General features: G+C 64.6%; 23 protein-coding genes and 1 pseudogene. 11 read left to right on the forward strand and 13 right to left on the reverse strand.

The features are described from left to right. Positions 1-3: 3 nt before the first annotated feature. Complete coding sequence (ppa, locus tag HNE04_RS01995; RefSeq protein WP_172216259.1) at positions 4-540, reverse strand: inorganic diphosphatase; 537 nt, start codon at positions 538-540, stop codon at positions 4-6. A 230-nt stretch (positions 541-770) separates the two neighbouring features. On the opposite strand from ppa, the gene HNE04_RS02000 reads away from it, so the two are divergent. Further along, the gene (locus HNE04_RS02000) at positions 771-2,909 is read left to right on the forward strand and encodes a sodium-translocating pyrophosphatase (RefSeq protein ID WP_172216261.1); all 2,139 of its coding nucleotides are present in this window, start codon (positions 771-773) and stop codon (positions 2,907-2,909) included. 55 nt (positions 2,910-2,964) lie between these two features. On the opposite strand, the gene HNE04_RS02005 is transcribed toward HNE04_RS02000, so the two are convergent. Continuing rightward, on the reverse strand, positions 2,965-3,567 hold the full coding sequence (locus HNE04_RS02005; RefSeq protein ID WP_172216263.1) for a TetR/AcrR family transcriptional regulator: 603 nt from the start codon (positions 3,565-3,567) through the stop codon (positions 2,965-2,967). Positions 3,568-3,672: 105 nt separating this feature from the next. On the opposite strand from HNE04_RS02005, the gene HNE04_RS02010 reads away from it, so the two are divergent. Continuing rightward, a complete protein-coding gene (locus HNE04_RS02010) occupies positions 3,673-4,497 on the forward strand; it encodes a metal-dependent hydrolase (RefSeq protein WP_172216265.1) in 825 nt (274 codons plus the stop codon). A gap of 45 nt (positions 4,498-4,542) precedes the next feature. Continuing rightward, positions 4,543-5,976, forward strand: coding sequence for an aldehyde dehydrogenase family protein (locus HNE04_RS02015; RefSeq protein ID WP_172216267.1), 1,434 nt, complete (start codon positions 4,543-4,545; stop codon positions 5,974-5,976). Between the two features lie 16 nt (positions 5,977-5,992). Here the strand turns inward: HNE04_RS02015 and HNE04_RS02020 are convergent, their stop codons facing one another. From HNE04_RS02020 to HNE04_RS02045, 6 genes are all read right to left on the reverse strand, one after another. Then, the gene (locus tag HNE04_RS02020; protein ID WP_172216269.1) at positions 5,993-6,589 is read right to left on the reverse strand and encodes a hypothetical protein; all 597 of its coding nucleotides are present in this window, start codon (positions 6,587-6,589) and stop codon (positions 5,993-5,995) included. Further along, positions 6,586-7,713 (reverse strand): M48 family metallopeptidase, encoded by a 1,128-nt coding sequence (locus HNE04_RS02025; protein ID WP_172216271.1) that lies wholly within the window; start codon positions 7,711-7,713, stop codon positions 6,586-6,588. The genes HNE04_RS02020 and HNE04_RS02025 overlap by 4 nt, the downstream gene beginning before the upstream one ends. A 68-nt stretch (positions 7,714-7,781) precedes the next feature. Further along, the gene (locus tag HNE04_RS02030; RefSeq protein ID WP_172216273.1) at positions 7,782-8,495 is read right to left on the reverse strand and encodes a hypothetical protein; all 714 of its coding nucleotides are present in this window, start codon (positions 8,493-8,495) and stop codon (positions 7,782-7,784) included. Between the two features lie 84 nt (positions 8,496-8,579). Beyond that, entirely contained in the window at positions 8,580-9,173 is a 594-nt protein-coding gene (locus HNE04_RS02035; RefSeq protein WP_172216275.1) for a hypothetical protein, read from the reverse strand. Further along, positions 9,170-10,363: a M48 family metallopeptidase gene (locus HNE04_RS02040; protein ID WP_172216277.1), complete on the reverse strand. Its 1,194-nt coding sequence runs from the start codon at positions 10,361-10,363 to the stop codon at positions 9,170-9,172. Before HNE04_RS02040 ends, HNE04_RS02035 begins: the two co-directional genes overlap by 4 nt. Beyond that, positions 10,360-11,058, reverse strand: a complete 699-nt coding sequence (locus HNE04_RS02045) for a hypothetical protein (protein ID WP_172216279.1) — start codon at positions 11,056-11,058, stop codon at positions 10,360-10,362. Before HNE04_RS02045 ends, HNE04_RS02040 begins: the two co-directional genes overlap by 4 nt. Positions 11,059-11,308: 250 nt before the next feature. Here HNE04_RS02045 and moaA point away from each other — a divergent pair, with 250 nt between their 5' ends. Genes moaA through HNE04_RS02070 form a run of 5 tightly spaced genes read left to right on the forward strand, consistent with a single transcriptional unit; the run spans position 11,309 to position 15,884 of the window. Beyond that, a complete protein-coding gene (moaA, locus tag HNE04_RS02050; RefSeq protein ID WP_172216281.1) occupies positions 11,309-12,424 on the forward strand; it encodes a GTP 3',8-cyclase MoaA in 1,116 nt (371 codons plus the stop codon). Further along, complete coding sequence (mobA, locus tag HNE04_RS02055; protein ID WP_172216283.1) at positions 12,425-13,036, forward strand: molybdenum cofactor guanylyltransferase MobA; 612 nt, start codon at positions 12,425-12,427, stop codon at positions 13,034-13,036. Continuing rightward, positions 13,033-14,301, forward strand: a complete 1,269-nt coding sequence (gene moeA / locus HNE04_RS02060; RefSeq protein ID WP_172216285.1) for a molybdopterin molybdotransferase MoeA — start codon at positions 13,033-13,035, stop codon at positions 14,299-14,301. The genes mobA and moeA overlap by 4 nt, the downstream gene beginning before the upstream one ends. Before the next feature lie 24 nt (positions 14,302-14,325). Then, positions 14,326-15,279, forward strand: coding sequence for an MlaD family protein (locus tag HNE04_RS02065; protein WP_172216287.1), 954 nt, complete (start codon positions 14,326-14,328; stop codon positions 15,277-15,279). Further along, on the forward strand, positions 15,276-15,884 hold the full coding sequence (locus tag HNE04_RS02070; protein WP_172216289.1) for an ABC-type transport auxiliary lipoprotein family protein: 609 nt from the start codon (positions 15,276-15,278) through the stop codon (positions 15,882-15,884). The genes HNE04_RS02065 and HNE04_RS02070 overlap by 4 nt, the downstream gene beginning before the upstream one ends. 264 nt (positions 15,885-16,148) lie before the next feature. Here HNE04_RS02070 and HNE04_RS02075 read toward each other — a convergent pair whose 3' ends face one another. The 5 genes from HNE04_RS02075 to HNE04_RS02095 form a co-directional block, all read right to left on the reverse strand. Then, positions 16,149-16,700, reverse strand: a complete 552-nt coding sequence (locus HNE04_RS02075) for a cytochrome b (protein WP_172216291.1) — start codon at positions 16,698-16,700, stop codon at positions 16,149-16,151. A gap of 12 nt (positions 16,701-16,712) precedes the next feature. Continuing rightward, positions 16,713-19,859 carry an efflux RND transporter permease subunit gene (locus HNE04_RS02080; RefSeq protein WP_172216293.1) on the reverse strand — a complete coding sequence of 1,049 codons (3,147 nt, stop codon included), beginning with the start codon at positions 19,857-19,859 and terminating at the stop codon, positions 16,713-16,715. A gap of 13 nt (positions 19,860-19,872) precedes the next feature. Further along, complete coding sequence (locus HNE04_RS02085) at positions 19,873-21,108, reverse strand: efflux RND transporter periplasmic adaptor subunit (protein ID WP_172216294.1); 1,236 nt, start codon at positions 21,106-21,108, stop codon at positions 19,873-19,875. 147 nt (positions 21,109-21,255) lie between these two features. After that, on the reverse strand, positions 21,256-21,717 hold the full coding sequence (gene rnhA / locus HNE04_RS02090) for a ribonuclease HI (RefSeq protein WP_172216295.1): 462 nt from the start codon (positions 21,715-21,717) through the stop codon (positions 21,256-21,258). Next, positions 21,714-22,502 carry a class I SAM-dependent methyltransferase gene (locus tag HNE04_RS02095; RefSeq protein WP_235964709.1) on the reverse strand — a complete coding sequence of 263 codons (789 nt, stop codon included), beginning with the start codon at positions 22,500-22,502 and terminating at the stop codon, positions 21,714-21,716. The genes rnhA and HNE04_RS02095 overlap by 4 nt, the downstream gene beginning before the upstream one ends. Between HNE04_RS02095 and HNE04_RS02100 the strand changes: the two are divergent. The 3 genes and pseudogenes from HNE04_RS02100 to HNE04_RS02110 all read left to right on the forward strand — a co-directional run. After that, positions 22,501-22,906, forward strand: a pseudogene (locus tag HNE04_RS02100) (MBL fold metallo-hydrolase); the annotation flags it as partial. The gene HNE04_RS02095 and the pseudogene HNE04_RS02100 overlap by 2 nt on opposite strands. A gap of 14 nt (positions 22,907-22,920) precedes the next feature. Then, positions 22,921-24,423 carry a transglycosylase SLT domain-containing protein gene (locus HNE04_RS02105; RefSeq protein WP_172216296.1) on the forward strand — a complete coding sequence of 501 codons (1,503 nt, stop codon included), beginning with the start codon at positions 22,921-22,923 and terminating at the stop codon, positions 24,421-24,423. A gap of 120 nt (positions 24,424-24,543) precedes the next feature. After that, on the forward strand, positions 24,544-25,059 hold the full coding sequence (locus HNE04_RS02110; RefSeq protein WP_172216297.1) for a YXWGXW repeat-containing protein: 516 nt from the start codon (positions 24,544-24,546) through the stop codon (positions 25,057-25,059). Positions 25,060-25,098 lie beyond the last annotated feature (39 nt).

Raw genomic sequence — 25,098 nt, forward strand, 5'->3', positions numbered from 1 at the left:
GCTTCAACCGTGCTGCTTCCTGTAGTTCTCGATGCCGTCGAGGACTTCTTTGCGCGCCGATTCAGGGCCTTCCCAGCCGAGGATCTTGACCCACTTGCCCGGCTCCAGGTCCTTGTAGTGCTCGAAGAAGTGCGCAATGGTCTTCAGGCGCAGCGGGTTCATGTCTTCCGGCTTTTGCCAGTGCGTGTAGATCGAGAGGATCTTGTCGGTGGGCACGGCCAGCACCTTGCCATCCTGGCCGGCTTCGTCTTCCATCTTCAGGATGCCGATCGGCCGGCACGTGACGACCACGCCGGGAATCAATGGCACGGGCGTGATCACCAGCACGTCCACCGGGTCGCCGTCACCGCTGATGGTCTTGGGCACGTAGCCGTAGTTGGTGGGGTAGTGCATGGCCGTGCTCATGAAACGGTCCACGAAGATGGCGCCCGATTCCTTGTCCACTTCGTATTTCACGGGATCCGCGTTCATCGGTATCTCGATGATCACGTTGAAAGAGTCGGGAACGTTTTTGCCAGGGGATACTTTGTCGAGAGACATGGTTCTTTTGGGTGATAAGAATGAGACGACAGGCCTAGGATTAACCCTGATTTTACTTTCGCCAGCCTTGCTTTCCTGCGGATGACGCGAATCCGTCACAAGTTTGCCCGTATATTTCGCCGGTTGGCCAATCGTCTCCGCCCGTTGGGGAGCAACGAGGAAGCAACGCAGCGGGGGCACCGCTTGCGTTAGCCCCCTCCAAGCGAAACAACGTTCAGGAGAAGCAATAAATGACTGGCAACTCGGCGCTGATATTGGCGCTCGTCTGCGGCTTTGCGGCCGTGGCATATGGATTCTGGGCCCGTGGCTGGATCCTTTCCCAGGACGCGGGTAACGCCCGCATGCAGGAAATCGCGGCGGCCATCCAGGCCGGCGCGGCGGCCTACCTGGCCCGGCAATACAAGACCATCGCCATCGTCGGCGTCGTGCTGGCGATCCTCATCGCCATCTTCCTCGATGCGCAGACGGCAATAGGCTTCGTCATCGGCGCCGTTCTCTCCGGCGCCTGCGGCTTCATCGGCATGAACGTTTCGGTTCGCGCCAACGTGCGCACCGCGCAAGCGGCCACGCGTGGCATCGGCCCCGCGCTCGACGTCGCCTTCCGCGGCGGCGCCATCACCGGCATGCTGGTGGTGGGCCTGGGCCTTCTGGGCGTGACGGCGTTCTACTGGTTCCTGGTCGGCAACGGCAACCTGACGCCTGACAAGAACCTGGCTGCGCTGCTGAATCCGCTGATCGGCCTGGCCTTTGGCGCCTCCCTGATCTCGATCTTCGCGCGTCTGGGCGGCGGCATCTTCACCAAGGGCGCCGACGTGGGCGCCGACCTGGTGGGCAAGGTGGAAGCCGGCATCCCCGAGGACGACCCGCGCAACCCGGCGGTGATCGCCGACAACGTCGGCGACAACGTCGGCGACTGCGCCGGCATGGCGGCCGACCTGTTCGAGACCTACGCCGTGACCTTGATCGCGACCATGGTGCTGGGCGCGCTGCTCATCACCAATGCCGGCACCAGCGCGGTGATCTACCCGCTGGCGCTGGGCGCCGTGTCCATCCTCGCATCGATCGTCGGCTGCTTCTTCGTCAAGGCCTCGCCGGGCATGAAGAACGTCATGCCCGCCCTGTACAAGGGGCTGGCGATCGCCGGTGGGCTGTCGCTGATCGCGTTCTACTTCGTCACCGTCTGGCTGATGCCCGACAACGCCATCACGGCCAGCGGTACGCAGATACGCCTGTTCGGCGCTTGCGCCATCGGCCTCGCCCTCACCGGCGCGCTGGTCTGGATCACCGAGTTCTACACCGGCACCCAGTTCTCCCCGGTGCGGCATATCGCGCAGGCCTCGACCACCGGCCACGGCACCAACATCATTGCCGGCCTGGGCGTGTCCATGCGCTCTACCGCCGGGCCGGTGATCTGCGTGTGTATCGCGATCCTGGCTTCCTACCAGCTGGCCGGGCTCTACGGCATCGCCATCGCCGCGACCTCCATGTTGAGCATGGCCGGCATCGTGGTGGCCCTGGACGCTTACGGCCCCATCACCGACAACGCCGGCGGCATCGCCGAAATGGCGGATCTGCCCTCGAGCGTGCGCGACATCACGGACCCGCTGGACGCCGTGGGCAACACGACCAAGGCCGTGACCAAGGGCTACGCCATCGGATCGGCCGGCCTGGCCGCGCTGGTGCTGTTCGCCGACTACACGCACAAGCTGGAAAGCTACGGGCAATCGATCAGCTTCGACCTGTCGGACCCGATGGTCATCGTGGGCCTGTTCATCGGCGGCCTGATCCCTTACCTGTTCGGCGCGATGGCGATGGAGGCCGTGGGCCGCGCCGCCGGCGCCGTGGTGGTGGAAGTGCGCCGCCAGTTCCGCGACATCAAGGGCATCATGGAGGGCACGGCCAAGCCCGAATACGGCGTTGCCGTGGACATGCTGACCAAGGCGGCGATCAAGGAAATGATGATCCCCTCGCTGCTGCCCGTCGTCGTGCCCATCGTGGTGGGCCTCGTGCTCGGCCCGAAGGCCCTGGGCGGCTTGCTGATGGGAACCATCGTCACCGGGCTGTTCGTCGCCATTTCCATGTGCACCGGCGGCGGCGCGTGGGACAACGCCAAGAAGTACATCGAGGACGGCAACCATGGCGGCAAGGGCTCGGAAGCGCACAAGGCAGCCGTGACCGGCGATACCGTGGGCGACCCCTACAAGGACACTGCCGGCCCCGCCGTCAACCCGCTGATCAAGATCATCAACATCGTGGCGCTTCTCATCGTGCCGCTGGTGGTGAAGTTCCACAGCCCCGAAGCGCCGGCCAGCAAGACTGTGGCGCCCGCTGCGGTCACGGCGCCCGCCAACCCGGCTTCCGCCAAGTAAGGCTCTCGCCTCTCAAGAAGAAAGGCCCGCATCGCGGGCCTTTCTTCATGGGGCGTCAGGCGCCGGCTTCGGTGACTGCCCGCAACAGCTGGCTGGAGGGCTCCACCAGTTCGAGCAACTGGCCCACACGGTCCTGCTCGATATATTCCAGGATGAGCTCGTTGATGCCGCCCACCACCGCCATCGCCATACCGGGGGAAAGCGGCACGGCGCGCTTGCGGCCCGCTTCGCCGCCATTGACGACGGTCAGCATGAAGTCGGCGATCTCGCGGTTCACGCGGCGTCGCGACGCCAGGCCTTCGGTGCCCAGCCCGAGGATCTCGATGAACAAGGTCCGCATCAGCACCGGGTTCTGCTGCATGCACCCCAGGTACGCCGACAGCGCATGCTCCACCTGGGTCTGCCATTCGTGCTGCGGGTCGATCGAGTCGCGCAGCACTTTCAGGGCGGTGCGGCTCGATGCCTCGTACAGCGCGATCAGGCACTCCGCCTTCGTGGAGAAATGCTCGTAGAAAGTCCTGCGCGAGACGCTGGCTTCACGCACGATGTCGGCGATCGTCGTGTCTGCATAGCCCTTGGCCGCGACCGCGTGAGCCATGCCTTCGAACAGGCGATGCCTGTGCTCGTGAACCTCTGTTTGCGTTTCCATTTCGACCATGCGCCGATTTTCAGGCTGTTGCGGCTAGGTACTTGACAGTACCCCATAGTGAGCCCATGATATGTACGGTACTTATCGGTACCAGCACTGCCCGGAGTCTTGGGAATGACCGATCTCGTTGTCCGCCGCCTGCTGATCGACATGGAGGCGCCGATCGCGCGCCACTGGTGTGGCGGCGATGCTTTTCGCTCCGCGTTGTTCAACGCCCTGTCCATGAGTTTTCCCGTGGGCGAGCAATTCTTCATCGATTCCGTGCGCAATGGCTTCAAGGCCTTGCCCGCGGACCGGCAGGAGCGCTTTCGCGCGGAGGTGCAGGGCTTCGTCGGCCAGGAGGCGACCCACAGGCGCTTGCATGCCCTGTTCAATGGGCACCTGGAGAAGTTGGGCCTGGTCAACGACTGGGCGCCCCGCGCGGCCCAGCGCCTGAAGCTGCTCGATGGCGCCGACCCGCGCCACGCATTGGCCATCACCGCGGCCAACGAGCATTTCACGGCGATCATGGCCGACTGGATGCTGCGTAACGCCGATCTTCTTGGCAGCGACGACAAGCGGCTGACGACCTTGTGGCTGTGGCACAGCGCCGAAGAGTCGGAGCACAAGAGCACGGCGTTCGACCTTTACCAGGCGCTGGACGGCAGCCACGAATGGCGCATCACCTGGTTCCGCCGGGTCACCACCATCTTCCTGGGCGATACCCTGCGGCAGACCGTGAACAACCTCCGGCACGATGGCACGCTCTGGAAGTGGAGCACCTGGAAGAGCGCGGCCTCCTACCTGTTCGGCAAGCGCGGCCTGATTCGCCTGACCTACAAGCCCTGGCGCGAGTACCTCCGCCGCGACTTCCACCCCAGCCACCAGGACAGCAGCCCGTCACAGCACTGGCTGGCCGAGCACAGCGACCGGTACACCCCGGTTGGCGCCGGCGCATAGCCCAACCCCCAAGCCGGGGCTACGGCTTTCGCGCAGAATGGCGGCATGCAATTTCACTACGTCGCCAACGCCACCCTCGCCTCTTCTTCCGGCCGCACGATTCCCGTGATCGACCCCTCGGACGGCCAGCCGTTCGATGAACTGCAACGCGGCACCGCCGACGACATAGCGGTCGCCGTGCGGGCGGCTCGCCATTGCTACGACTCGGTATGGAGCAAACTCAGCGCGGCAGAGCGCGGCCGCTTGCTGATGCGCCTGTCGAACAAGGTCGCTGAACACGCCGATGAGTTGGCGGCGCTGGAACAGCGCGACTGCGGCAAGCCCACCAAGCAGGCCCGCGCCGACGCCTTGGCCCTGGTGCGCTACTTCGAGTTCTACGCCGGCGCCTGCGACAAGCTGCATGGCCACACCATTCCCTATCTGGACGGCTACAGCGTGTTCACCTGGCGCGAGCCGCATGGCGTCACCGGGCACATCATTCCCTGGAACTACCCGATGCAGATCTTCGGGCGCAGCGTGGGCGGTGCGTTGGCCGCGGGCAATGTCTGCGTGGTCAAGCCGTCGGAAGACGCCTGCCTGTCGCTGATCCGGGTGGCCCAGCTCGCGGCGGAAGTCGGATTCCCGGCCGGCGCCATCAACATCATCACGGGCTTCGGCCACGAAGTGGGCGATGCGCTCGCGCGCAACGAGGGCATCGATCACATCAGCTTCACCGGCAGCCCCAGCGTCGGGACCCTCATCCAGCAAGTGGCCGCGCAGCGCCACTGCCCGGTCACGCTGGAGCTTGGCGGCAAGAGCCCGCAGATCATCTTCGCCGACGCCGACCTCGACGCCGCACTGCCAATGGTCATCAACGCCATCGTCCAGAACGCGGGCCAGACCTGCTCTGCCGGATCGCGCCTGCTCGTCGAGCAATCCATCTACGAGCCCCTGCTGGAGCGCCTGGGCAGCGCCTTCGAGAACCTGCGCGTGGGCCCGGCGCTGATGGACCTGGACGTCGGTCCGCTGATCCGCGCGAGCCAGCAGCAGCGGGTCTGGGATTTCCTGTCGGACGCCCACGTGGCAGGCATTGCCACCGTGGCCCAGGGGCAAGTGGTCGAGGAGGCGCCCGAGACCGGCTACTACCAGGCGCCCACGCTGCTGCGCGACGTTCCGGTCGGCCACCGTTTGGCGCAAGAGGAAGTTTTCGGGCCCGTTCTCGCTTCCATGAGCTTCAAGGACGAAGACCAGGCGGTCGAACTGGCCAATGCCACACAGTTCGGCCTGGTGGCCGGCATCTGGACGCGTGACGGCGGCAGGCAGCTGCGAATGGCCAAGCGCGTCAGGAGCGGCCAGGTCTTCATCAACAACTACGGCGCAGCCGGCGGCGTGGAACTGCCCTTCGGCGGCGTCAAGTCCTCAGGCTACGGCCGCGAGAAGGGCTTTGAAGCGCTGTACGGCTTCACCACGCTCAAGACCGTGGCGATCCGGCACGGGTGAGTACGGCAGCTGTAGATCAGCCCTTGATCTGCGCCGTCTTCACGAGCGCCTCCGCCTTCGGCAGGAGGCGCGGGAAGAAGGCCAGACGAGGTGCGACGAATGTCGCGGCGAACATCTCGTCCTTGCGGACACAGACCCAGCCGACACCATGCAGCTGCACGTCATCCGACTTGCGGGCGACGGCGAACTCGAAGCGCACACCCTTTTCCCCGGCAAAGACCGAGGGCTCGACCTTGGTGACCTTCACCACCGAACCATCCACGGAATACAGCACCTCGAACAATTTCACCAACTGATCCGCCGGCATTCCCGCCGCAAAGGTCGGGACGCGCGCTTCTTTCTGCCCTGCGGGAACGTAGCCGCCTGGTTTGGCCATTAGCGCCTGACCCGGCTTGATGGCGGCCCAGAGCCGGAGGTGGTCGAGCGTCGTACCCTCCTGGGTCCACATCTCGTAGGGCTCCGCGGTGTTGCCGTTCGGATATTTCATCTTGTTCCACGCGTCGGTTACCTTGACCGCCAGGCGCTGGTTGACCACATGGTCGCCTTCCACCTTGGTGATGGTGCTGCAGGCCGCGAGCGAGAGAGCCAGCAACAGAACAAGTATTTTTTTCATGGTTTCAACTCGGAAATGAAGGTTTTGATCAGGCCGGAATCGGGTGCGTCGGGCCACAAGGCGAGATATTTGTCGAATGCTTGCACGGCGCTCGCGGCGTCGGAACGTTGCCTGTGTACCAGCCCCAGGGCACGGAATGCCTCTGCCGGCGCGGGCTGCAGGGCGGTAGCTTGCAGCAGATCGCCAAGCGAGCGCTCCAGATCATTCTTGCCCGCCCGCAGCCGCAGCACTTCGCCGCGGGCATAAAGTACTTGGGCATCCTGCGGTTGGGACGCCAGCATCCGATCGAAAAGGACCAGGCTTTCCTCGTACTGGCCGCGGCGCATCTCGTCCTCCAGCCAGCCAAGGCGATGCGGCGTAATGACGGCCCGGAACTCCCCGGCAGCCAACACGCCCGGCACCTCTCCCGCCAGTTTAAGCAGATCGTCTCTGCGATTTTCAGTGGGAGGGTGCGTCGCCATCATCAGGCTGCGTTTGCCCGCATCCTCGCCCCCCTTGATCTTCAATTCGCCGAGCAGGTTGTCCCAGATCTGTGCAGCCTGCCGGCCGTCGTAGCCGGCCCGCTGCATGAGTTGCATCCCCAGCTGATCGGCGCGCGATTCCTGTTCGCGCGAAAAACTGAACAAGCCGGCCAGCACGCCAAGTTGGCCAATCACGCCCACCAGACCGAAGAGACCAAGGAACTGCGCAACCGCAGCACGGTCCTTGGTGCTGCGAAGCCGCTCGAGCGTATGGCGTTCGAGGTAGTGGGCCATCTCATGGGCCACTACGGCGGCCAGCTGCGCTTCGTTCTCGACTCGCAGCAGCAAACCGCTCCAGACCTGCATCATTCCATTGGGTGCCATCGACGCATTGAACAAGGGCGTGCGCACCGCATGCACGCGCACGTCCACGCAGTGATCGCCCGCCAAGCGGCAGGTCAGGTTCGACAGGTACTTGGCCAGAGCGGGATCTCGAATCACGGAAGAACTGCGCCGCAAGCGAGTCTCCTCCCGGTCCATCAGGGTCCAGAGGCCGCCTTCATCGGTTTCCAGACCCGGACGCGCAAAGCGCGCGGGCAGCAGGCTGGCCGGCGGCGCCGCTGCAGCCGGCTGGGCAAATGCCGGGACCTGCGGCAGCAGCAAGGCTCCGAGCCCAAGGCAATGCTTGCAGGTAGATTCCAGGAAGCCCCGCCGGTTTTGCGGCGACGCAGTCATCGAGCGGCGGGAAAGCTCTTGAGCAGCGCGTCCAGCGTCTCGCCAGCGGGACCGGCTTCCCGCAGGTCACCCGCAGCACGACGCAAATCGTTGAACCAGACCACTCGGCCCGTGTTCAGGTCCACTAGCGACGCGTAGCCAATTTGCGCGCCGCCTGCTATACCTACGCCCAGCACAGCCATCACAAGCATGGCAGCCTTGCGCTCGTTGCTGGCGTAGCTGTCGCGGATCCAGGTGAACAGCGCATAGTCGGCGCCAGTTTTTGCTTTCAGGGGGTTCACAGCCTCGCCCATCGACCAGTCGAGCCTGTCGTTCTTGGTCGGCAGGCTATTGATGCCGCCCATCATGTGGTGCAAGAAAATGGATTGGGCTACAGCCCCATGGAGATTGTTGATTTCCGCGAGTTCGTCCAGATCTCGCTCGGTAAGCTGGACCACGTTAGCGCCCATTTGCTCGCGACGAGAAATCAGCCCCGCCAGGAAATGCCGCTGCGCGGCTTCGGTCCAGTCTGCCCGGGGCTCCGATACACCGCCGGCGCTGATGGAGAAGAGCTCCATATCGGCCGGAACAATGACAAGCTTGGAGCCTGCGGGGCGATTGCTGAAGCCCGGCGCGAGATTGCGCGAACTCTGGGCCTGGACGCCGGCGGCTGACAGCGCCGCAACCAAGATCACCGCGCGCAACGCGGAATGAGTAAATGACTTCTTCATATGCCCCCGTCCTCCGTGTAACGGATTGTAGGAGCCAATCACCCTGCTCAGCCGTGGTGTTGCGCAAATACAGCGGATGTCTTGTCAGCCCCTTATTCGCGCGGTCTTGACCACGGCCTCGGCCATCGGCAGAAGCTTCTGGAAAAACGCCAGCCGCGGCGCGGCGAAGGTGGCCGCGAACAGTTCGTCCTTGTGTACTGCGGCCCAGCCAACACCCTTGAGCGTGACGTCGTCGGCCCGGCGCGCAAGGGTGAACTCGAAGCGCACGCCCTTCTCTCCCGCGAAGACGGTGGGCTCCACGCGCGTGATGGTCACCGCGCCTTCGTTCGCGTAAAGGGCTTCGAACAGGCTCACCAGCTTGTCGGGCGGCAGTCCCGCCGTGAAGGTGGGATAGCGCGGATCCTTCTCGCCGGGCGAGCGGAACAGCACCGTGGGCTTGGCGACCAGGGCCTTGCCCGACTTCACGCCGCCCCACAGGCGCAGGTGGTCCAGCGGAATCCCTTCCTGGGTCCAGATGTCGTAGGGCCCTTTTTCCCAGGGATCGGTCACCTTGTTCCAGGCGTCAGGGACGGTGACAACCAGCTTGTTGTTGACGACCTGGTCACCTTCCACCTTGGCGATCGACGTGCAAGCCGAAATCAACAGGACGAGCACCAGCGTGACCAGCGTCTTCATCATGGCTTGAGTTCCGAAAGATAGGCTTTGACCATGCCGCCGTCGGGCGCATCCGGCGACAGCGCCAGGTATTTCTCGAAAGCCGCTACCGCGGCCGGCGCATTGGCACGCTGCTTTTCGGCCAGGCCGAGCGAGCGATAGGCCTCCACTGGCGCTTTGGGCGCCGCGGTGGCGCGCGCCAAGTCCGCTACCGAACGGTCGAGGTCCTGCGCGTCGGCCCGCAGGCGATAAACCTCACCTCGCGCGTACAGCACCTCGGGATCCTCCGCGTTACGGCTCAGCAGGCGATCGAAAAGGACCAGGCTTTCCTCGTACTGACCGCGCTTGACCTCGTCCTGCAGCCAACCGAAGCGCAGCGGCGCGATCACCCGCTGATACTCGGCCGCGCCGGTCTTGCCGCCCGCTTCGCCGGCGAGCTTCAGCAGGTCATCGCGGCGATTGCCCGCCGGCGGATGGGTTGCGAACATCGCGCTGCGCTCGCCCACTTTTTCCCCACCGGTGATCTTGAGTTCGCCCAGCAGGTTGTCCCACACATTCGCCGCTTGCCGGCCGTCATAGCCGGCCTGCTTCATCAGGCGCATGCCGGCACGGTCCGCCCGTGTTTCCTGATCCCGGGAAAAGGCGAACATGGTGGCGAGAATGCCGACCTTGCCCACTGCACCGGCAATGCCGCCGATCAGCCCGACGAGTTGGGCCAGCATCGCCTTGTTTTTGGCATCGCGCAGCTGCTCGAGCTGGTGGCGCTCCAGGTAGTGGCCCATCTCGTGGCCCATCACGGCGACCAGTTGCGCCTCGTTCTCCACGCGCAGCAACAAGCCGCTCCAGACCTGCATCATCCCGTTGGGCGCCATGCTGGCGTTGAACATGGGTGTGCGCATCACGTGAATGCGGATGTCGGGGCAATGACCTTCGGCCAGCCCGCAGGTGAGATCGCCCAGGTACTTGCCGAGGGCGGGATCACGAATCGCCAGCGGGCTGCGGCGCAGCCGCGACTCCTCGCGATCCATCAGGCTCCACAGGCCACCCTCCTCCGTATCCACGGCGGGGCGGCTGAACCGGCCCGGAATCTGGAAGCCGGCGCCGGAACCGGAATCCTGCGACAACGAAGGCAGGCCCGACAGCAGCGCGCCCAACCCCAGGCAATGCTTGCAGGCGGATTGGAGAAAGCCCCGGCGGGAGCCGTGCGCGCTCATTGGAGGGCCGGGAAACCCTTGAACAGGGTCTCGACCGTTTCCATGGCCGAAGCTTCCTGGCGCAAGTCGCCCGACATGCGCTGCAGGTCGTTGAACCACACCACGCGCCCGGTGTTCAGGTCGATCAGGGAGGCGTAGCCGGTTTGCGAGCCGCCGGTGCTGATCGCGCCGATCAGGGCCAGGGCGATCATGGTCGCCTTGCGCTCGTTGCTGGCATAGGTGTCGCGAATCCAGGTGAACAGCGCGTAGTCGGCGCCGGTCTTGGCCCTCAGTGGCTTCACTGCATCGCCCAAGGACCAGTCCAGCCGCTCGTTCTTGGTCGGCAGTTTCATGCCCATGCCCGCATGGTGAATGAAGACGGCTTCGGCCACGGCGTGCTGCAGCGCGTTCAGCTCGGCGAACTCATCCAGCTCGGCTTCCTGGAGCTCGACAGAATTCGGGCCCAGCTGGTGCCGCCGTGCGGCCAGCGCGGCCTTGAAATTTCGTTGCGCCGCTTCCGTCCAGTCGGCCTTGGGCTCGACCACACCGCCGGCGCTGATGGAAAACAGTTCCATGTCGGCAGGCACGATCAACAGCTTGGAGCCGGCGGGCCTGGAGGTGAAACCGGGGGCGAGGTGGCGCGGATCGGACTCCTGCGCATGGATGGCTCCGGCGAACAGCACGCAAGCCAATACGAGACTGCTTCGGTACAACATGGGCCGTGATACTCCTGCCTCGAGGCGGTGATTCTGGACCGGGTGTTGCCCGGGGGGACCCGGCGAAACCCTATCTCCTGGAATCAGCAACAATGGATGGCTAAATATTCACGCGACCGTGCTGCCCGACCAACTCAGCATTCACAGGAGTCATCGATGCGCGTCCAGGACAAGTCGAAGCCGCTTTCATTTCAGGGGTTTGCATCAAAGTGGGTGGCGGCCGCTGCGTCTGAGGCCCGACAATAGGGATATGGCCGAACGCGTGATTCCCCTGATCGACCAGCGCGTTGCCGCGCTGGCCGCGCGCGTGCCTGCCCAAGCCATTCCCACCAGTGGTTTGCTGTCCGATACGCTGGGACGGCCGCTGCGCGACCTGCGCATCAGCGTGACCGACCGCTGCAACTTCCGATGCAGCTATTGCATGCCCAAGGAAGTCTTCAACAAGGACTACCCCTACCTGCCCCACTCCGCCCTGCTCACCTTCGAGGAGATCACGCGGGTGGCCCGGCAATTCGTGGCCCATGGCGTGCACAAGATACGACTGACGGGCGGGGAGCCGTTGCTGCGCAAGAACCTCGAGGTGCTGATCGAGCAGCTCGCCGCGCTGCGCACGCCCGAGGGCGACCCGCTGGACATCACGCTCACCACCAACGGCTCGCTGCTGGAGCGCAAGGCCAAGTCGTTGAAAGCAGCGGGGCTGCAACGCGTGACGGTCAGCCTGGACGGCCTGGACGACGCCGTGTTCCGCCAGATGAACGACGTGGATTTCCCGGTTGCCGAAGTGCTCAAGGGCATAGACGCGGCGCGCGACGCCGGCCTGGGGCCCATCAAGGTGAACATGGTGGTCAAGCGCGGCACCAACGAACATGAAATCCTGCCGATGGCCCGCCACTTCCGGGGCACGGGCATCGTGCTGCGATTCATCGAGTACATGGACGTGGGCGCTACCAACGGCTGGCGCATGGACGAAGTGCTGCCCTCGGCGGAGGTCGTGAAGCTCATCGCCGCGCAACTGCCCCTGATTCAGCTGGAGCCTAGCGCTCCCGGCGAGACCGCCGAGCGTTGGGGCTACGCCGACGGCAGCGGAGAGATAGGCGTGATCAGCAGCGTCACGCAGGCGTTCTGCGGAGACTGCAATCGCGCGCGGCTCTCGACCGAAGGCCAGCTGTACCTGTGCCTGTTCGCTACGCAAGGGCATGACCTGCGCTCCCTGGTACGGGGCGGCGCCAGCGACGAAGAACTGGCCTCGGCGATCGCGCAGATCTGGCACGGCCGCGGCGACCGCTATTCGCAGCTGCGCAGCAGCATGCCGCCCGACTCGTCCACGGGCAAGCGGCGAGTCGAAATGAGCTACATCGGAGGTTAGGTGATTCATACCGGCGACATCACGGGCGTCATCCTCGCCGGCGGCCGCGGCTCGCGAATGGGCGGCGTCGACAAGGGCCTGCAAAATTTCAACGGCATGCCCATGGCTTTGCATACGCTGATGCGGCTGCAGCCGCAGGTGGGCGAGGTGATGGTCAATGCCAACCGCAACCTCGGCGCCTACGAGGCGTTCGGCGTCCCGGTCTGGCCGGACGTCCTGGCGGACTATCCGGGGCCGCTGGCGGGCTTCCTCACTGCATTGGAGCGCTGCGAAACGCCTTGGCTGGTGACGGTGCCCTGCGATACACCGCTATTCCCGCCTGACCTCGTGGGCCGCCTTGCCCATGCCGCGCAGGAACAGGACGCCGAGATTGCCATGGCCGCTGCGCGCGAAGAAGACGGCCAGATCCGCACCCAGCCCGTTTTCTGCCTGATGCGCATCGAACTGATGGAAAGCCTGGTCCGCTTCACCCAAGGCGGCGGGCGCAAGATCGACGCCTGGACCGCGCTGCACAAGACCGTCGTCGTGCCCTTCGATTCCCCGGCCGACGATCCCAAAGCCTTCTTCAACGCCAATACGCTGGCCGAACTGCACCAGCTCGAGCGTCCATGAAGTCCATCGCTCAGATCGCGGCGCAGCTGCAGGGCTACGATCCGCAAGCCCTGAGCGCGGATGCCGTCAATGATTTCCTGGCGCGGCTGGTCGCTCCCGTGGCCGAGACCGAACAGGTCGGGATATTCGATGCCCTGGACCGTGTGCTGGCTCGCGATATCGTCTCGCCTGTCAGCGTGCCGCCCCATGACAACTCCGCGATGGACGGGTATGCCTTCGATGGTGCGCAACTCAAGCCCAGCGAGTTGCTGACCCTGGACGTTGTCGGAACCGCCCTGGCCGGCAAGGCTTGGCAAGGTTCGGTGGGCCCAGGTCAGTGCGTGAAGATCATGACGGGCGCGATCATGCCTGCCGGCACCGACACCGTAGTGCCGCAGGAGTTCATCCAGCCATGCGGCGAGGGCCGCATGGCCGTGCCGCCCAAGCTGCTGCAGCCCGGCGACAACCGCCGGCTGAAAGGCGAAGACTTGCGCGAGGGGCAACCGGCGCTCGCGAAGGGCGCACGGCTCACGCCTGCCGCCTGCGGACTCATAGCCAGCCTCGGGCTTGAATCGGTGGAGGTCCATCGCCGGTTGCGCGTGGCCTACTTTTCGACGGGCGACGAAATCCTGAGCCTGGGCGAGCCGCCGCGCGAAGGCGCCGTGTACGACAGCAACCGCTACACCGTGTTCGGCCTGCTCAAGCGCCTGGGTTGTGAAGTCATCGACATGGGCGTGGTGCGCGACGATCCGGCGCTGCTGGAGGCCGCCTTTTCCGACGCAGCCGCAAAAGCCGACGCCATCATCACCAGCGGCGGCGTCAGCGTCGGCGAGGCCGACTACACCAAGGCCATGATGAAGAAACTGGGCGACGTGGCGTTCTGGAAGATCGCCATGCGGCCCGGCCGGCCCATGGCCGTAGGCCGCATCGGCAACGCCATCCTTTTCGGGCTGCCGGGCAACCCCGTCGCGGTGATGGTGACCTTCCTCGCGTTCGTGCGCCCTGCCCTGCTGCGCATGATGGGCAGCACCGAAACGCAACCGCCGTTGCTGAAGGCGCGCAGCGCGGAGCCGATCCGCAAGAAAGCCGGCCGCACCGAATACCAGCGGGGCCTGGTCACGACCGCCGCGGATGGCTCGCTGCAAGCGCGAACCACCGGCAACCAGGGTTCAGGCGTCCTCAGCTCCATGGTGCAGTCCAACGGCCTGATCGTGCTGCATCACGCGCAGGGCAATATCGCAGTGGGCGACGAGGTCGATGTAATGATGTTCGACGGCGCGATCTAGCCTTCAATTCGCAGGAGCTGCGCAATGAAAATGGACATCGACATGAAGGCAAGGCTCCTGTTCATCGCATTCTTGCTCCTCCTGGGCATTGGGGCGCTGATCTGGTATTTCCTTGCGGCCACCCGCTACGCGACCTATCAGATCTATACGAAGGATCCCGTCTCGGGTCTCATGGTTGATGCGCCGATCGAGTTTCACGGCGTCGAAGTAGGCAAGGTGAAAAGCGTCAAGCTGCTCGAGCCGCAGCTGGTGAGCGTCGTCTTGAACGTCGAGAAAGACGCGCCGGTCAGCTCGTCCACCGTGGCTACGATCATTTCGCGCGGCGTCGCGGCGCGCGGGTTTACGGGCTACGTCTACGTTTCGCTCGAAGACGCCGGCACGAGCGCGTCGCCACTGACGGCACAGCCGGGGGAGTCTCATCCGGTGATCCGGAGCGCGCCGCCAAAGGTGGTGACGCTCGATACGGCGGTCAATCAGGTCAACGCCAATGTCCAGGCCGCCACCGATCTGATGCGCTCGCTGCTGGACAAGAAGACCGTCACGGCGCTTCGGCAATCCATCGACAACCTTCAGCAAGTCAGCAAGACGTTGGCGGACAATTCGGCGAAGTTGAATTCGATCGTCGCTACCGCCGAGCGTGCCAGTCGCCGCATCGAGCCGCTGCTGGAGTCGAGCCAGAATGCGGTGAACACCGCGCAGGACATCGGCCGCCAGGTGGGCCCTTTGCTTGAAGCGGGCCAGAACACCGCACGGGCGCTGCAAAACGCCAGCGGCCGTCTCGGGCCACTCCTGGAATCGAGCCAGGGGACGGTGGACACGATCCAGACGCAAATCCTGCCGCAGATGACGAAAACGCTGGCCGACCTCGAGATCCTGTCCAACTCATTCGGCGACCTGGCGAACAAGATCAACCGGGACCCTTCGATCCTGATCCGCGGCAGTGCGCCGGCGCGGCCCGGCCCGGGAGAGGGGCAATGAGGCTGGCACGGGCCCGGTCGCTTGCCGTCGTGCTGTGTGCGGCGCTGTCCACGGGCTGTGCCTTGCTCACGCCGGTAAAGACCGATACGACAACCTACGTCTTGAACGGGATTCCCGGCGATCTGCCCAGGCAGGCCGCTCACCCCGAGACCATGCTGGTCTTGCTGCCGGAAGCCGCCCCTCTTTACGCGACCCGGCGAATGGCCTATTCGACTCAGGCTTTTCAGATCGGCTATTTCAACGAGAGCGAATGGGCGCTCGCGCCGGCGCAGATGATCCAGCCTCTGCTCGTCGAGACACTGCGCAGTACCGGGTATTTCAGCGAAATCGCATCGTCTCCCCAGCCGGGCCGCCACTCGCTCACCTTGCGAACCGAAATCCTGGAACTGAAACAGGACTTCAGCTCCGAGCCTGCCGCGTTCCGGGTCGCCATGCGTTTCTCGCTGCACCGTGGGCCCACCCGCCAACTTGTTGGAACCAAGGAAGTGTCGGTCAGCGAAACCATGCGGGGAAAAACGGCATACGCCGGTGTCATCGCGGCCAACCTTGCCATGGAAAAGCTGCTGCGTGCATTCGCCGTCTTTGCCATCGGCAACGCGAATTAGGGCCTGTTCACACTATTTTTGCAAGTGCGAACGGGGTTAAAACAGCGTCAATCTAGGCGCGCGACGACGCCCAGGCTGGCCGCCTGGGCTAGGAGTGCAACAACGAGTGGCGCTGTTTTAACCCCGTTCCCTTCGGGTTGCGGCCAAAAAGGCCATGCGCCGCGTTGCGAAGCCTTGCCGGACATTGAGTCCGGCCGCGTTTCGCGCCTTGCGCATGACCTTTTTGATCCGCAACGCATCTTGCAAAAATAGTGTGAACAGGCCCTAGGGCAGCATCTTGCGCAACGTGTCGTCGCGGTACACGAAGTGGTGCCGGAGGGCGGCGGCCGCGTGGACGACGATCAGAACCAGTAGCGCGTAACTCAACCACTTGTGGATTTCGATGAGCTGCATGAACAGATGGTCATTGCGGCCGATCAGGTCCGGCAACGTGAAAGTTCTGAGGAAGAACACGGGAATGCCCGCCGCGGAAGACATGAGCCAGCCCGTTATCGGCAAGGCGAACATGAGCGCGTAAAAGCAGAGATGGACAAACCGCGCGGCGACTTTTTGCCAGTCAGGCAGATGCCCCACCAGATGCGGGAGGATGCTGGTAACACGCCAGGCCAGCCGCACCACGAAGAGCGCCAGTGCCACCATGCCCAATTCCTTGTGGTAGAGGATCAGCGTGATCTTCCTGGTGTCGAAACCGACGTCCGGGAGCGCCACCATATAGAGACCGAGAAAGGCGAGACCGATCAGCAGGGCGGCCATCACCCAGTGCAAGGCAATCGCAACGGCCCCGTAACTCGCTTCAGTGTTGCCCATCGGGGGCATGGACGATCGCCTCTATTTCGCCACCAGCTCGTCGTGATGCGGCACTGCTTCCTGCTTGGCCTCGGCCTTGTTCGCGCCCGGGACCTTGCCGCGGGCGAACAGCATGTACATGGTCGGCACCACGAAGATCGTCAGCAGCGTGCCCAGCGACATGCCCCCCACGATCACCCAGCCGATCTGCACGCGGCTCTCGGCGCCCGCGCCCGTGGCCATCGCCAGCGGCATGGCGCCGAGCACCATCGCGCCGGTAGTCATCAGGATGGGGCGAAGACGCTGCGAGGCTGCCTTCACGACTGCGTCCACGATCTCCAGCCCTTGTTCGCGCAGCTTGTTGGTGAATTCCACGATCAGGATGCCGTGCTTGGTGATAAGGCCCACCAGCGTGATGAGCCCGATCTGCGAATACACATTGAGTGAGCCCCCAGACCACTTGAGCGCCAGCAGCGCCCCGATCATCGACAGCGGCACCGACAGCATGATGACCAGCGGATCGACAAAGCTTTCGAACTGCGCGGCTAGCACCAGGAAAATGAACAACAGGGCCAGCACGAACACGATCGCCAGGGCGCCCTGCGAGCTGCGGAATTCGCGCGACGTCCCATTGAGTTCCGTCGTATAGCCGGGCTTGAGGACCTTGGTGGCGGTCTCGTTCATGAAGTCCAGCGCTTGCCCCAGCGAATAGTCGGGCGCCAGGCTGCCCGTGATCGAAACGGAGCGGCGTTGGCCGAAGTGGTTGAGTTCGCGGGGGCTGACGTTTTCGCGCACTTTGACCAGCGCCGAGAGCGGGATCATGGTGTCGCCGCGGCCGCGCACGTTGATGCTGTCGATGTCCTCCGGCGTTGTCCGGCCGCGCGGCTCGGTCTGCACGATTACGTCGTACTGTTCAGCGTCGCGCTTGTAGCGGGTGACGTTGCGCCCGCCCAGCATGGTTTCCAGCGCCTTGGCCACCACCTCCACGCTCACACCCATGTCGGCGGCTTTCTCGCGATCCACCTCGATCCGCAGCTCGGGCTTGTTCAGGCGCAGATCGACTTGGGGCGAAACGATTCCCGGGTTTTTTGCCATTTCGTCCAGCATCTGGCCAGCCACCCGGCTCAGGTTTTCGTAGCTGTCCGAGGTCTGGATCACGAAGTTCAGCGGAAGTTCGCGAAAGCCCTGGCCCAGCGAAGGCGGCGTGATGATGAACGCATTGACCCCCGGCAGCGAGTTCGTCTTGGGTCCCAGCTCGCGCGCCAGGTCCAGCGTGGTGCGCTTGCGATCCTCCCAATCGATAGTGCGGTACACCACGCTCGCCTGCGACACCGTGGGGTTGCCGACGTTGGCGAAGATCCGGTCGAATTCCTTGTAGGGCTGGCCAAGCTTTTCCAAAGCCTGGGCGTAGCGGTCCGTGTAGTCCAGCGTGGAGCCGTCGGGAGCATTGACGCTAGCCAGAATGGTTCCGCGGTCCTCCAGCGGCGACAGCTCCTTGCGCATGGTTGGCCAGACGGCCGCGATTGCCAGGCCGCTGATCACCATCACGCCGATCACCAGCCAGCGGGCTTGCAGCAGCTTGCCCACGAAGCGACCCGAGCCGGGCCGTGGTTGCCAGCGCGTCAGCAGCACCCAGCGCAACGCCCGCGCATAGCGGTCTGATAGCGCCGTGAGCCAGCGCTCCATGTGGCTGTCGAACCAGGTCGGGCGGGGGTTGTGCTTGAGCAGCTTGGAACACATCATGGGCGTCAAGGTCAACGCCACGAAACCCGACACCACCACGGCACCGGCCAGCGCCAGGGCGAACTCCACGAACAGTCGCCCGGTACGTCCCGGGGTGAAGGCCAGCGGCGCGTACACCGCCACCAGGGTGAGCGTCATCGTGATGACCGCAAAGCCGATTTCGCGCGCGCCCTTGATCGCTGCCGAGAACGGGTCCAGCCCCTCTTCGATGTGCCGGTAGATGTTCTCCAGCATCACGATCGCATCGTCCACCACCAGGCCGATGGCCAGCACCAGGGCCAGCAAGGTCAGCGTGTTGATGGTGAAGCCGGCCAGCGCCATCATGGCGAAGGCACCGATCAGGCTGACCGGGATGGTCACTATGGGGATGATCGAAGCGCGCACCGTGCGCAGGAACACGAAGATCACCAGCGCCACCAGCAGGATGGCCTCGGTGATGGTGCGGTAGACGCTCTTGACGGAGCGGTCGATGAATAAGGAATTGTCGTTGGCGATATCGATCGTCACGTCGGCCGGCAAGTCAGCCTTGAGCTTGGGCAGCATCTCTCGCACGCCGGCGGACAGCTCCAAGGGGTTGGCGGTAGCCTGTCGGATCACCCCGGCCGAGATCGCCGTGCGGCCATTCAGGCGTACCCGGCTGCGTTCGTCCGCCGCCGCCTCCTGCACGCGAGCCACGTCGCGCACCTTGACGGGAAAGCCGTTGACGCTCTTGATGACGATCTCGCCGAACTGGGCTGGCTTGACCAGATCGGTCTGCGACGTGACGCTGAATTCGCGCTGCTGCGACTCGATGCGCCCGGCCGGCAACTCCAGGTTGCTGCGGCGGATCGCATCCTCCACGTCCTGCGTGGTCAGGCGGTAGCCGGCCAGCTTGTCCGGGTCAAGCCACACCCGCATGGCGTACTTGCGCTCGCCGTAGATGCGCACGTCGGCCACGCCGGTGACCGTCTGCAGCCGGGACTTCACGATGCGGTTGACCAGGTCGTTGATCTGCAGCGGACTGAGCGTGTCGCTGGTGAAGGCCAACCAGATGACGGGGAAAGCGTCGGCCTCCACCTTGGCAATGACCGGTTCGTCGATGGACTGGGGCAGCCGGTTGCGCACCCGCGAAGTGCGATCGCGCACCTCGGCGGCGGCGGCGTCGGCGTCTTTTTCCAGGCGGAACTTCACCGAGATCTGGCTCTGCTCGGCCCGGCTGATCGAGGTGATGACGTCCACCGCGTCGATGCCGGCGATGGAATCCTCCAGGGGCTTGGTCACCTGCGTCTCGATCACCTCGGCCGAAGCGCCGGGGTAGCGCACGCTCACCGTGACGACCGGTTCGTCGATCTTGGGGTATTCGCGCACTGAGAGCCGGTTGTAGCTCACCAGGCCGATCAGGACCACGAGCAGCGACAGCACCGTGGCAAACACCGGCCGGCGGATCGATACTTCTGGCAGTTGCACGTCGGTGTCCTCGTCAGGTGCGCGAAGCGCCGCAGGGGTTGGCGCCGTTGGTCTTTGGAGCGGGGGGTGCGGCGGAAATTCCTTGCGCAGCCGATGCGCCCTGCCGAGCCGGCGTAGCGCCCGGACGGCTGAGTTCGACCACCCGCACCGGCATGCCGTCTTTCTGTATCCGCTGCTGGCCCGCCGTCACGACGATCTCGCCGGGTTGCAGGCCCTCGGTGATCTCCACACGGCCGGGCTGGCGGACGCCGACCTTCACTTCCACCCGCTGGGCGATCTTGGTGTCCTGGTCGGGCCCGTCCACCAGCCGGATGACGAACTGGCGCCCGCCCTGCGGAACGATGGCCTCCTCGGGAATGACGCGCGCGTTCTCGCGCTGGCCAAACACCGCGGTGATGCGGGCGAACATGCCGGGGCGCAGTTCCATGTTCCGGTTGTCGATGCACCCGCGGATGCCGATCGAGCGGCCATTGGCATCCACCAGGGGATCGATGGCCTGGACCACGGCCTCGTACTTGCGCCCGGGCAACGCGTCGATCTCCACCAGCGCCGTCTGGCCGCGCTGGGCCTTGGTCTGGAAGCGCTCGGGCAGCCTGAAGTCCACCAGGACCGCGTCGATATCTTCGATGTTCACGATTTCGGCGCCGTCCTTCAGGTAGTCGCCTACGTTGACGGTGCGAATGCCTGCGATGCCGTCGAACGGTGCGGTGATGCGAAGCCGCGCCGCGGTGGCCCTGGCCAGCGACAGCTTGGCTTGCGCCACCTGCAGGTTGGCGGCGCTTTCGTCCACCGAACGCTTGCTGATGAAGTTCTGCGCCACCAGCTCCTGGTTGCGCTTGTGGTTGGCCTGGGCAATGGACAGTTCGGCCTGTGCCTGCTGCAGCTGCGCCAGGGGCAGCTGGTCGTCCAGCTGAACCAGCAGTTGGCCGCGCCGCACCTTCTCGCCGTCGCGGAAGTTCAGCCGGGTCACACGGCCGCTGACTTCCGGCTTCAGCACCACGCTTTGCCGCGATCGCAGGCTCCCCACGGCCTGCGCTTCGTCAGTGATCCTGATGGATTCCACCCGCGCCACTTCGACCGAGGGCGGCCGCGCGGGCCCTGAAGCCGCACCAGCCTGCGGCGCGCCAGCCGCCGGGGCCGCGCCCTCGGCTGCAGGCTTGCTGGGCTTGTTCTGGTACCACCAGGCCGCTCCGGAGGCAGCTGCGATGCCTACGACGGCGATGACGGTGTAAATTGCTTTCGATGCCATGAAAGATCAGAGCCTGCAATGGGCAAAGTTGGTTATTGTTGGAAAACCAACCCACCAATGTATCAGGAGCATGCTAACCGGGCATTTGCGGTCGCCCTAAGTCCGAGGGGCCGGCCCCGCGGCTCGCGCCCGGTTTTTACCCCGTCTTTACATTGGCGCGGGCAATCGGCCCAAAGCCACTTCGACGCCGCGATTGGCCAGCACATCGGCGCGTTCGTTGCCGGGATTGCCGTCGTGGCCCCGCACCCAGCGCCAGTCGATGGCGTGGCCGCTCTTGTTCACCAGTTCGTCCAGGGCCTGCCAAAGCTCCACGTTCTTGACGGGCTGCTTGGTCGAGGTGCGCCAACCCTTGGCTTTCCAGCCCGGCAGCCATTCGGTCATGCCCTTGAGCACATACTGGCTGTCCACGTAGAGGGTCACGGCGCAGGGGCGCTTGAGGGCCTGCAGCGCCTGGATGACGGCCATCAGCTCCATGCGGTTGTTGGTGGTCAGGCGTTCGCCGCCGAACAGTTCTTTTTCGGTGGCGCCGGATTTCATCAGCACACCCCAGCCGCCCGGGCCGGGGTTTCCCTTGCAGGCGCCGTCCGTGTAGATATCGACAGAATTCACAAATGCTCTTCCATGTAGGTGGGACGACGGCGCCGGTTCGCTAGCGGAACGGGCGCGGTCGCTATTGCTTTCTTTGACTTCCAGGCCGGGCCCATCAGCTTGATGCCGCGCACGCGCTTCACCGCCACCAGGAAATAGACCGCGCCGAAGATCGGCCACCAGCGCTCGCCCGCGTGGTCCAGCCAGTCGTAGCGGTCCAGCCATTTCTCGCTGTTCATGGCGGGCCGGTAGCAGCCGAAGTTACCGGACTCGACCTCGAAGCTCAGGAGCCTGAGCCAGTCGCGCAGCCGCCAATAGCCGATGAAATCGCCCGCGTCGGGCAGGAACAGTTCACCGAACCCGAGGCGGCGGTACAGATGGGCACGCCGTTGGCGCAGGCCCCACAGGCTGGCCGGGTTCAGGCAGCAGATCACCACCTTGCCCTCGGGCACCAGGACGCGCTCGACTTCGCGCAAAGTCGCGTGCGGATCGGTATTCAGTTCCAGAGAATGGGGCAGCACCACCAGGTCCAGGCTGTTCGCCTCGAACGGCAGGGCCGCGAAATCCGTGATCAGGGCCGGCCGCAGTTGCGCCGAGTCGGCCGGCGCCGGCTCGCGCAAGGCCAGCCACTTGTGCGTCATGCGGTTGGCTTGCAATGTGTCGAGTTCAGGAAGGCCGAGCTGCAGCGCGTGATAGCCGAAGATGTCCCCTACAGCCCGGTCGAACTCGGCACGCTCCCACGCCAGAAGGTAACGACCGGGCGGGGTCTCGAACCACTGCCGCATTCCTATAATCTGGTCGCTCATGAAGTTAATACCGCTGCCGGCCTTCCAAGATAATTACCTCTGGCTGTTGCATGACGGGCAACGGGCATAGCCCGCAATGGCCTTCTTGCAGCGCGACGACCTGCAACTAGATGCGATTCTAGTCACGCACCGTCACGCGGACCATATGGGCGCGGTCGGTCACACTTCCGGGGATATTGCCTATTACGGCGAAGAATTCGATGGCGTACCATTACTGTTTTTGCGGCGCCCCGTTGTTTTCTAACGGATGTGGGCGGCTTTTCGAGGGAACGCCCGCCCAAATGCTGGCATCGCTCGATAAATTTGCGCGGGCTGTGGAACCTCATAATGCTGAGCTGATCCACTATACCCCGTGCCGTCGCTCCGTTGGACGACATGGACATGCTTGCCGCCCTTCGGCAATGGAAAAAAGAACCTAATGAGACTGCTTCACATCGCGGGCCTTTCCCTCCTGTTGGCACTGGCCGGTTGTGCCACACCGCCCGCCTCGGAGCCGCAAGCCCCCGCCCCCGTCACTTCGGCAAAGCGCGATGCGCCGGCCGTCATCCCGGGCGGACCCCTGCAACCCATTACCGCAGCCGAAGCGGCATCGCGCGGTGTCGCCCAACTGCAACCCCCGGCGGACCTGTGGGAGCGCATCCGCCGCGGCTTCAAGATGTCCAACCTGGACAGCGACCTGGTGCGCCAGCAGGAACAGTGGTACTCCACCCGCCCCGACTACATCCAGCGAATGACCGAGCGTTCGCGCAAGTACCTGTTCCATATCGTGGAGGAACTGGAGCGCCGCAACATGCCTACGGAACTGGCCCTGCTGCCGTTCGTGGAGAGCGCGTTCAATCCGCAGGCGGTGTCCAGTGCGCGTGCCGCCGGCATGTGGCAGTTCATGCCGGCCACCGGCCAATACTTCGAACTCAAGCAGAACGTGTTCCGCGACGACCGGCGCGACGTCCTGGCTTCCACGCGAGCGGCCCTGGACTACCTGCAGAAACTGCATGGCATGTTCGGCGACTGGCACCTGGCGCTGGCAGCCTACAACTGGGGTGAAGGCAGCGTCGGCCGGGCCATCGCGCGCAACCAGAAAAGCGGGTTGGGCACGACCTATGTCGACCTGAACATGCCCAACGAAACGCGCTACTACGTTCCCAAGCTGCAGGCCGTCAAGAACATCGTGGCCGGCCCGGAAAATTTCCGCACCGAACTGCCGCTGATCGAAAACCATCCCTATTTCCAAAGCGTCGTTGTCTCACGCGACATCGACGTCGAACTGGCGGCACGGCTGGCCGACATCTCCGTCGAAGACTTCAAGGCATTGAACCCGTCGATGCACCGGCCGGTCATCCTGGCGGCGGGCACACCGCAAATCCTGCTGCCCTGGGACAACGCCAAGGTCTTCCAGCGCAACTTCGAGGCCTACACGGCGGGCCAGTACGCAAGCTGGACCGCGTGGAGCGCGCCCTCTACGATGAGCGTGGGCGAGGCCGCGCGCCGTGTCGGCATGAGCGAGGCCGACCTGCGCAGCGTCAATGCCATCCCGCCCCGCATGCTGATCAAGGCAGGCTCGGTACTGATCGTGCCGCGCACGGCCAAGATGCAGGATGACGTGACCAGCCATGTCGCCGATAACGGCCAGTTGAACCTGGCACCTGAAAACGTGACTCGCCGCACCGCCGTCAAGGCCGGCAAGCACGATACCGTCGCCAGCATCGCCAAGCGGTACAAGCTCAACGCGGCGCAGGTTGCCGAATGGAATGACGTGGGTGCCTCGGCCGCCTTCAAGGTGGGCCAGCAGGTGGTCCTCTTCTTGCCCGTGCGGGCCGCAACCCGCAGCCCGGTTCGCGCCGGCGCCAAATCCAGCGGTCGTGCCGGGGCCGCGTCGCGCGCTGTTCCGAAGCGCCCGACCAAGGCAGTGAAGCGCCGCTGAGCTACAACTCGTAACTGCTCTCGCGCAGGACAGGTCCCACGGAAGTTCGCTATCCGGTCCGATGCGGCCTGCGCTCGCGCTGAGGCAGAGTCAACTTATTGCTACTGCAAGGAGTTGACTATGTTCAAGAAATCTCTTTTGGGCGCCATCGTTGCCGCCGGCTCGCTGATCGGTCTCGCCCCGACGGCGGCCAACGCGCAGTACACCGCCATCGTGTCGACGGCCCCGCCTGCGCCGGTGCAGGAAGTGACGCCCCCGCCGCGCCGCGGCCATGTATGGGCACCTGGCCATCATGAATGGCGCGGCAACCAGTACGTCTGGGTGTCCGGCCATTGGGTGCAGGCCCGAGAAGGCTACGACTATCGCGAGCCGCGCTGGGTGCAACGCGGCGACGGCAGCTGGTACCTGGTGGGCAACACCTGGGAACGGCGCGGCCCCTATGGCGACCGCGACCGTGACGGCATCGCCAACCGCGACGATCCGGACAGCCCGCGCAACCAGCGCCAAGCGCGCCGCTTCGGTCCGCATGGTGACTTGGACCGCGACGGCATCATGAACAAGGACGACCGCGACCGCGACGGCGACGGCGTCAATAATCGCCGCGACCGCTATCCGGACGACCCGCGCCGCAGCTAATCGCTGACGTGAAAAAACCCGGTTTTCGCCGGGCTTTTT

Source organism: Caenimonas soli (assembly GCF_013155545.1).
GTDB lineage: Bacteria > Pseudomonadota > Gammaproteobacteria > Burkholderiales > Burkholderiaceae_C > Ramlibacter > Ramlibacter soli.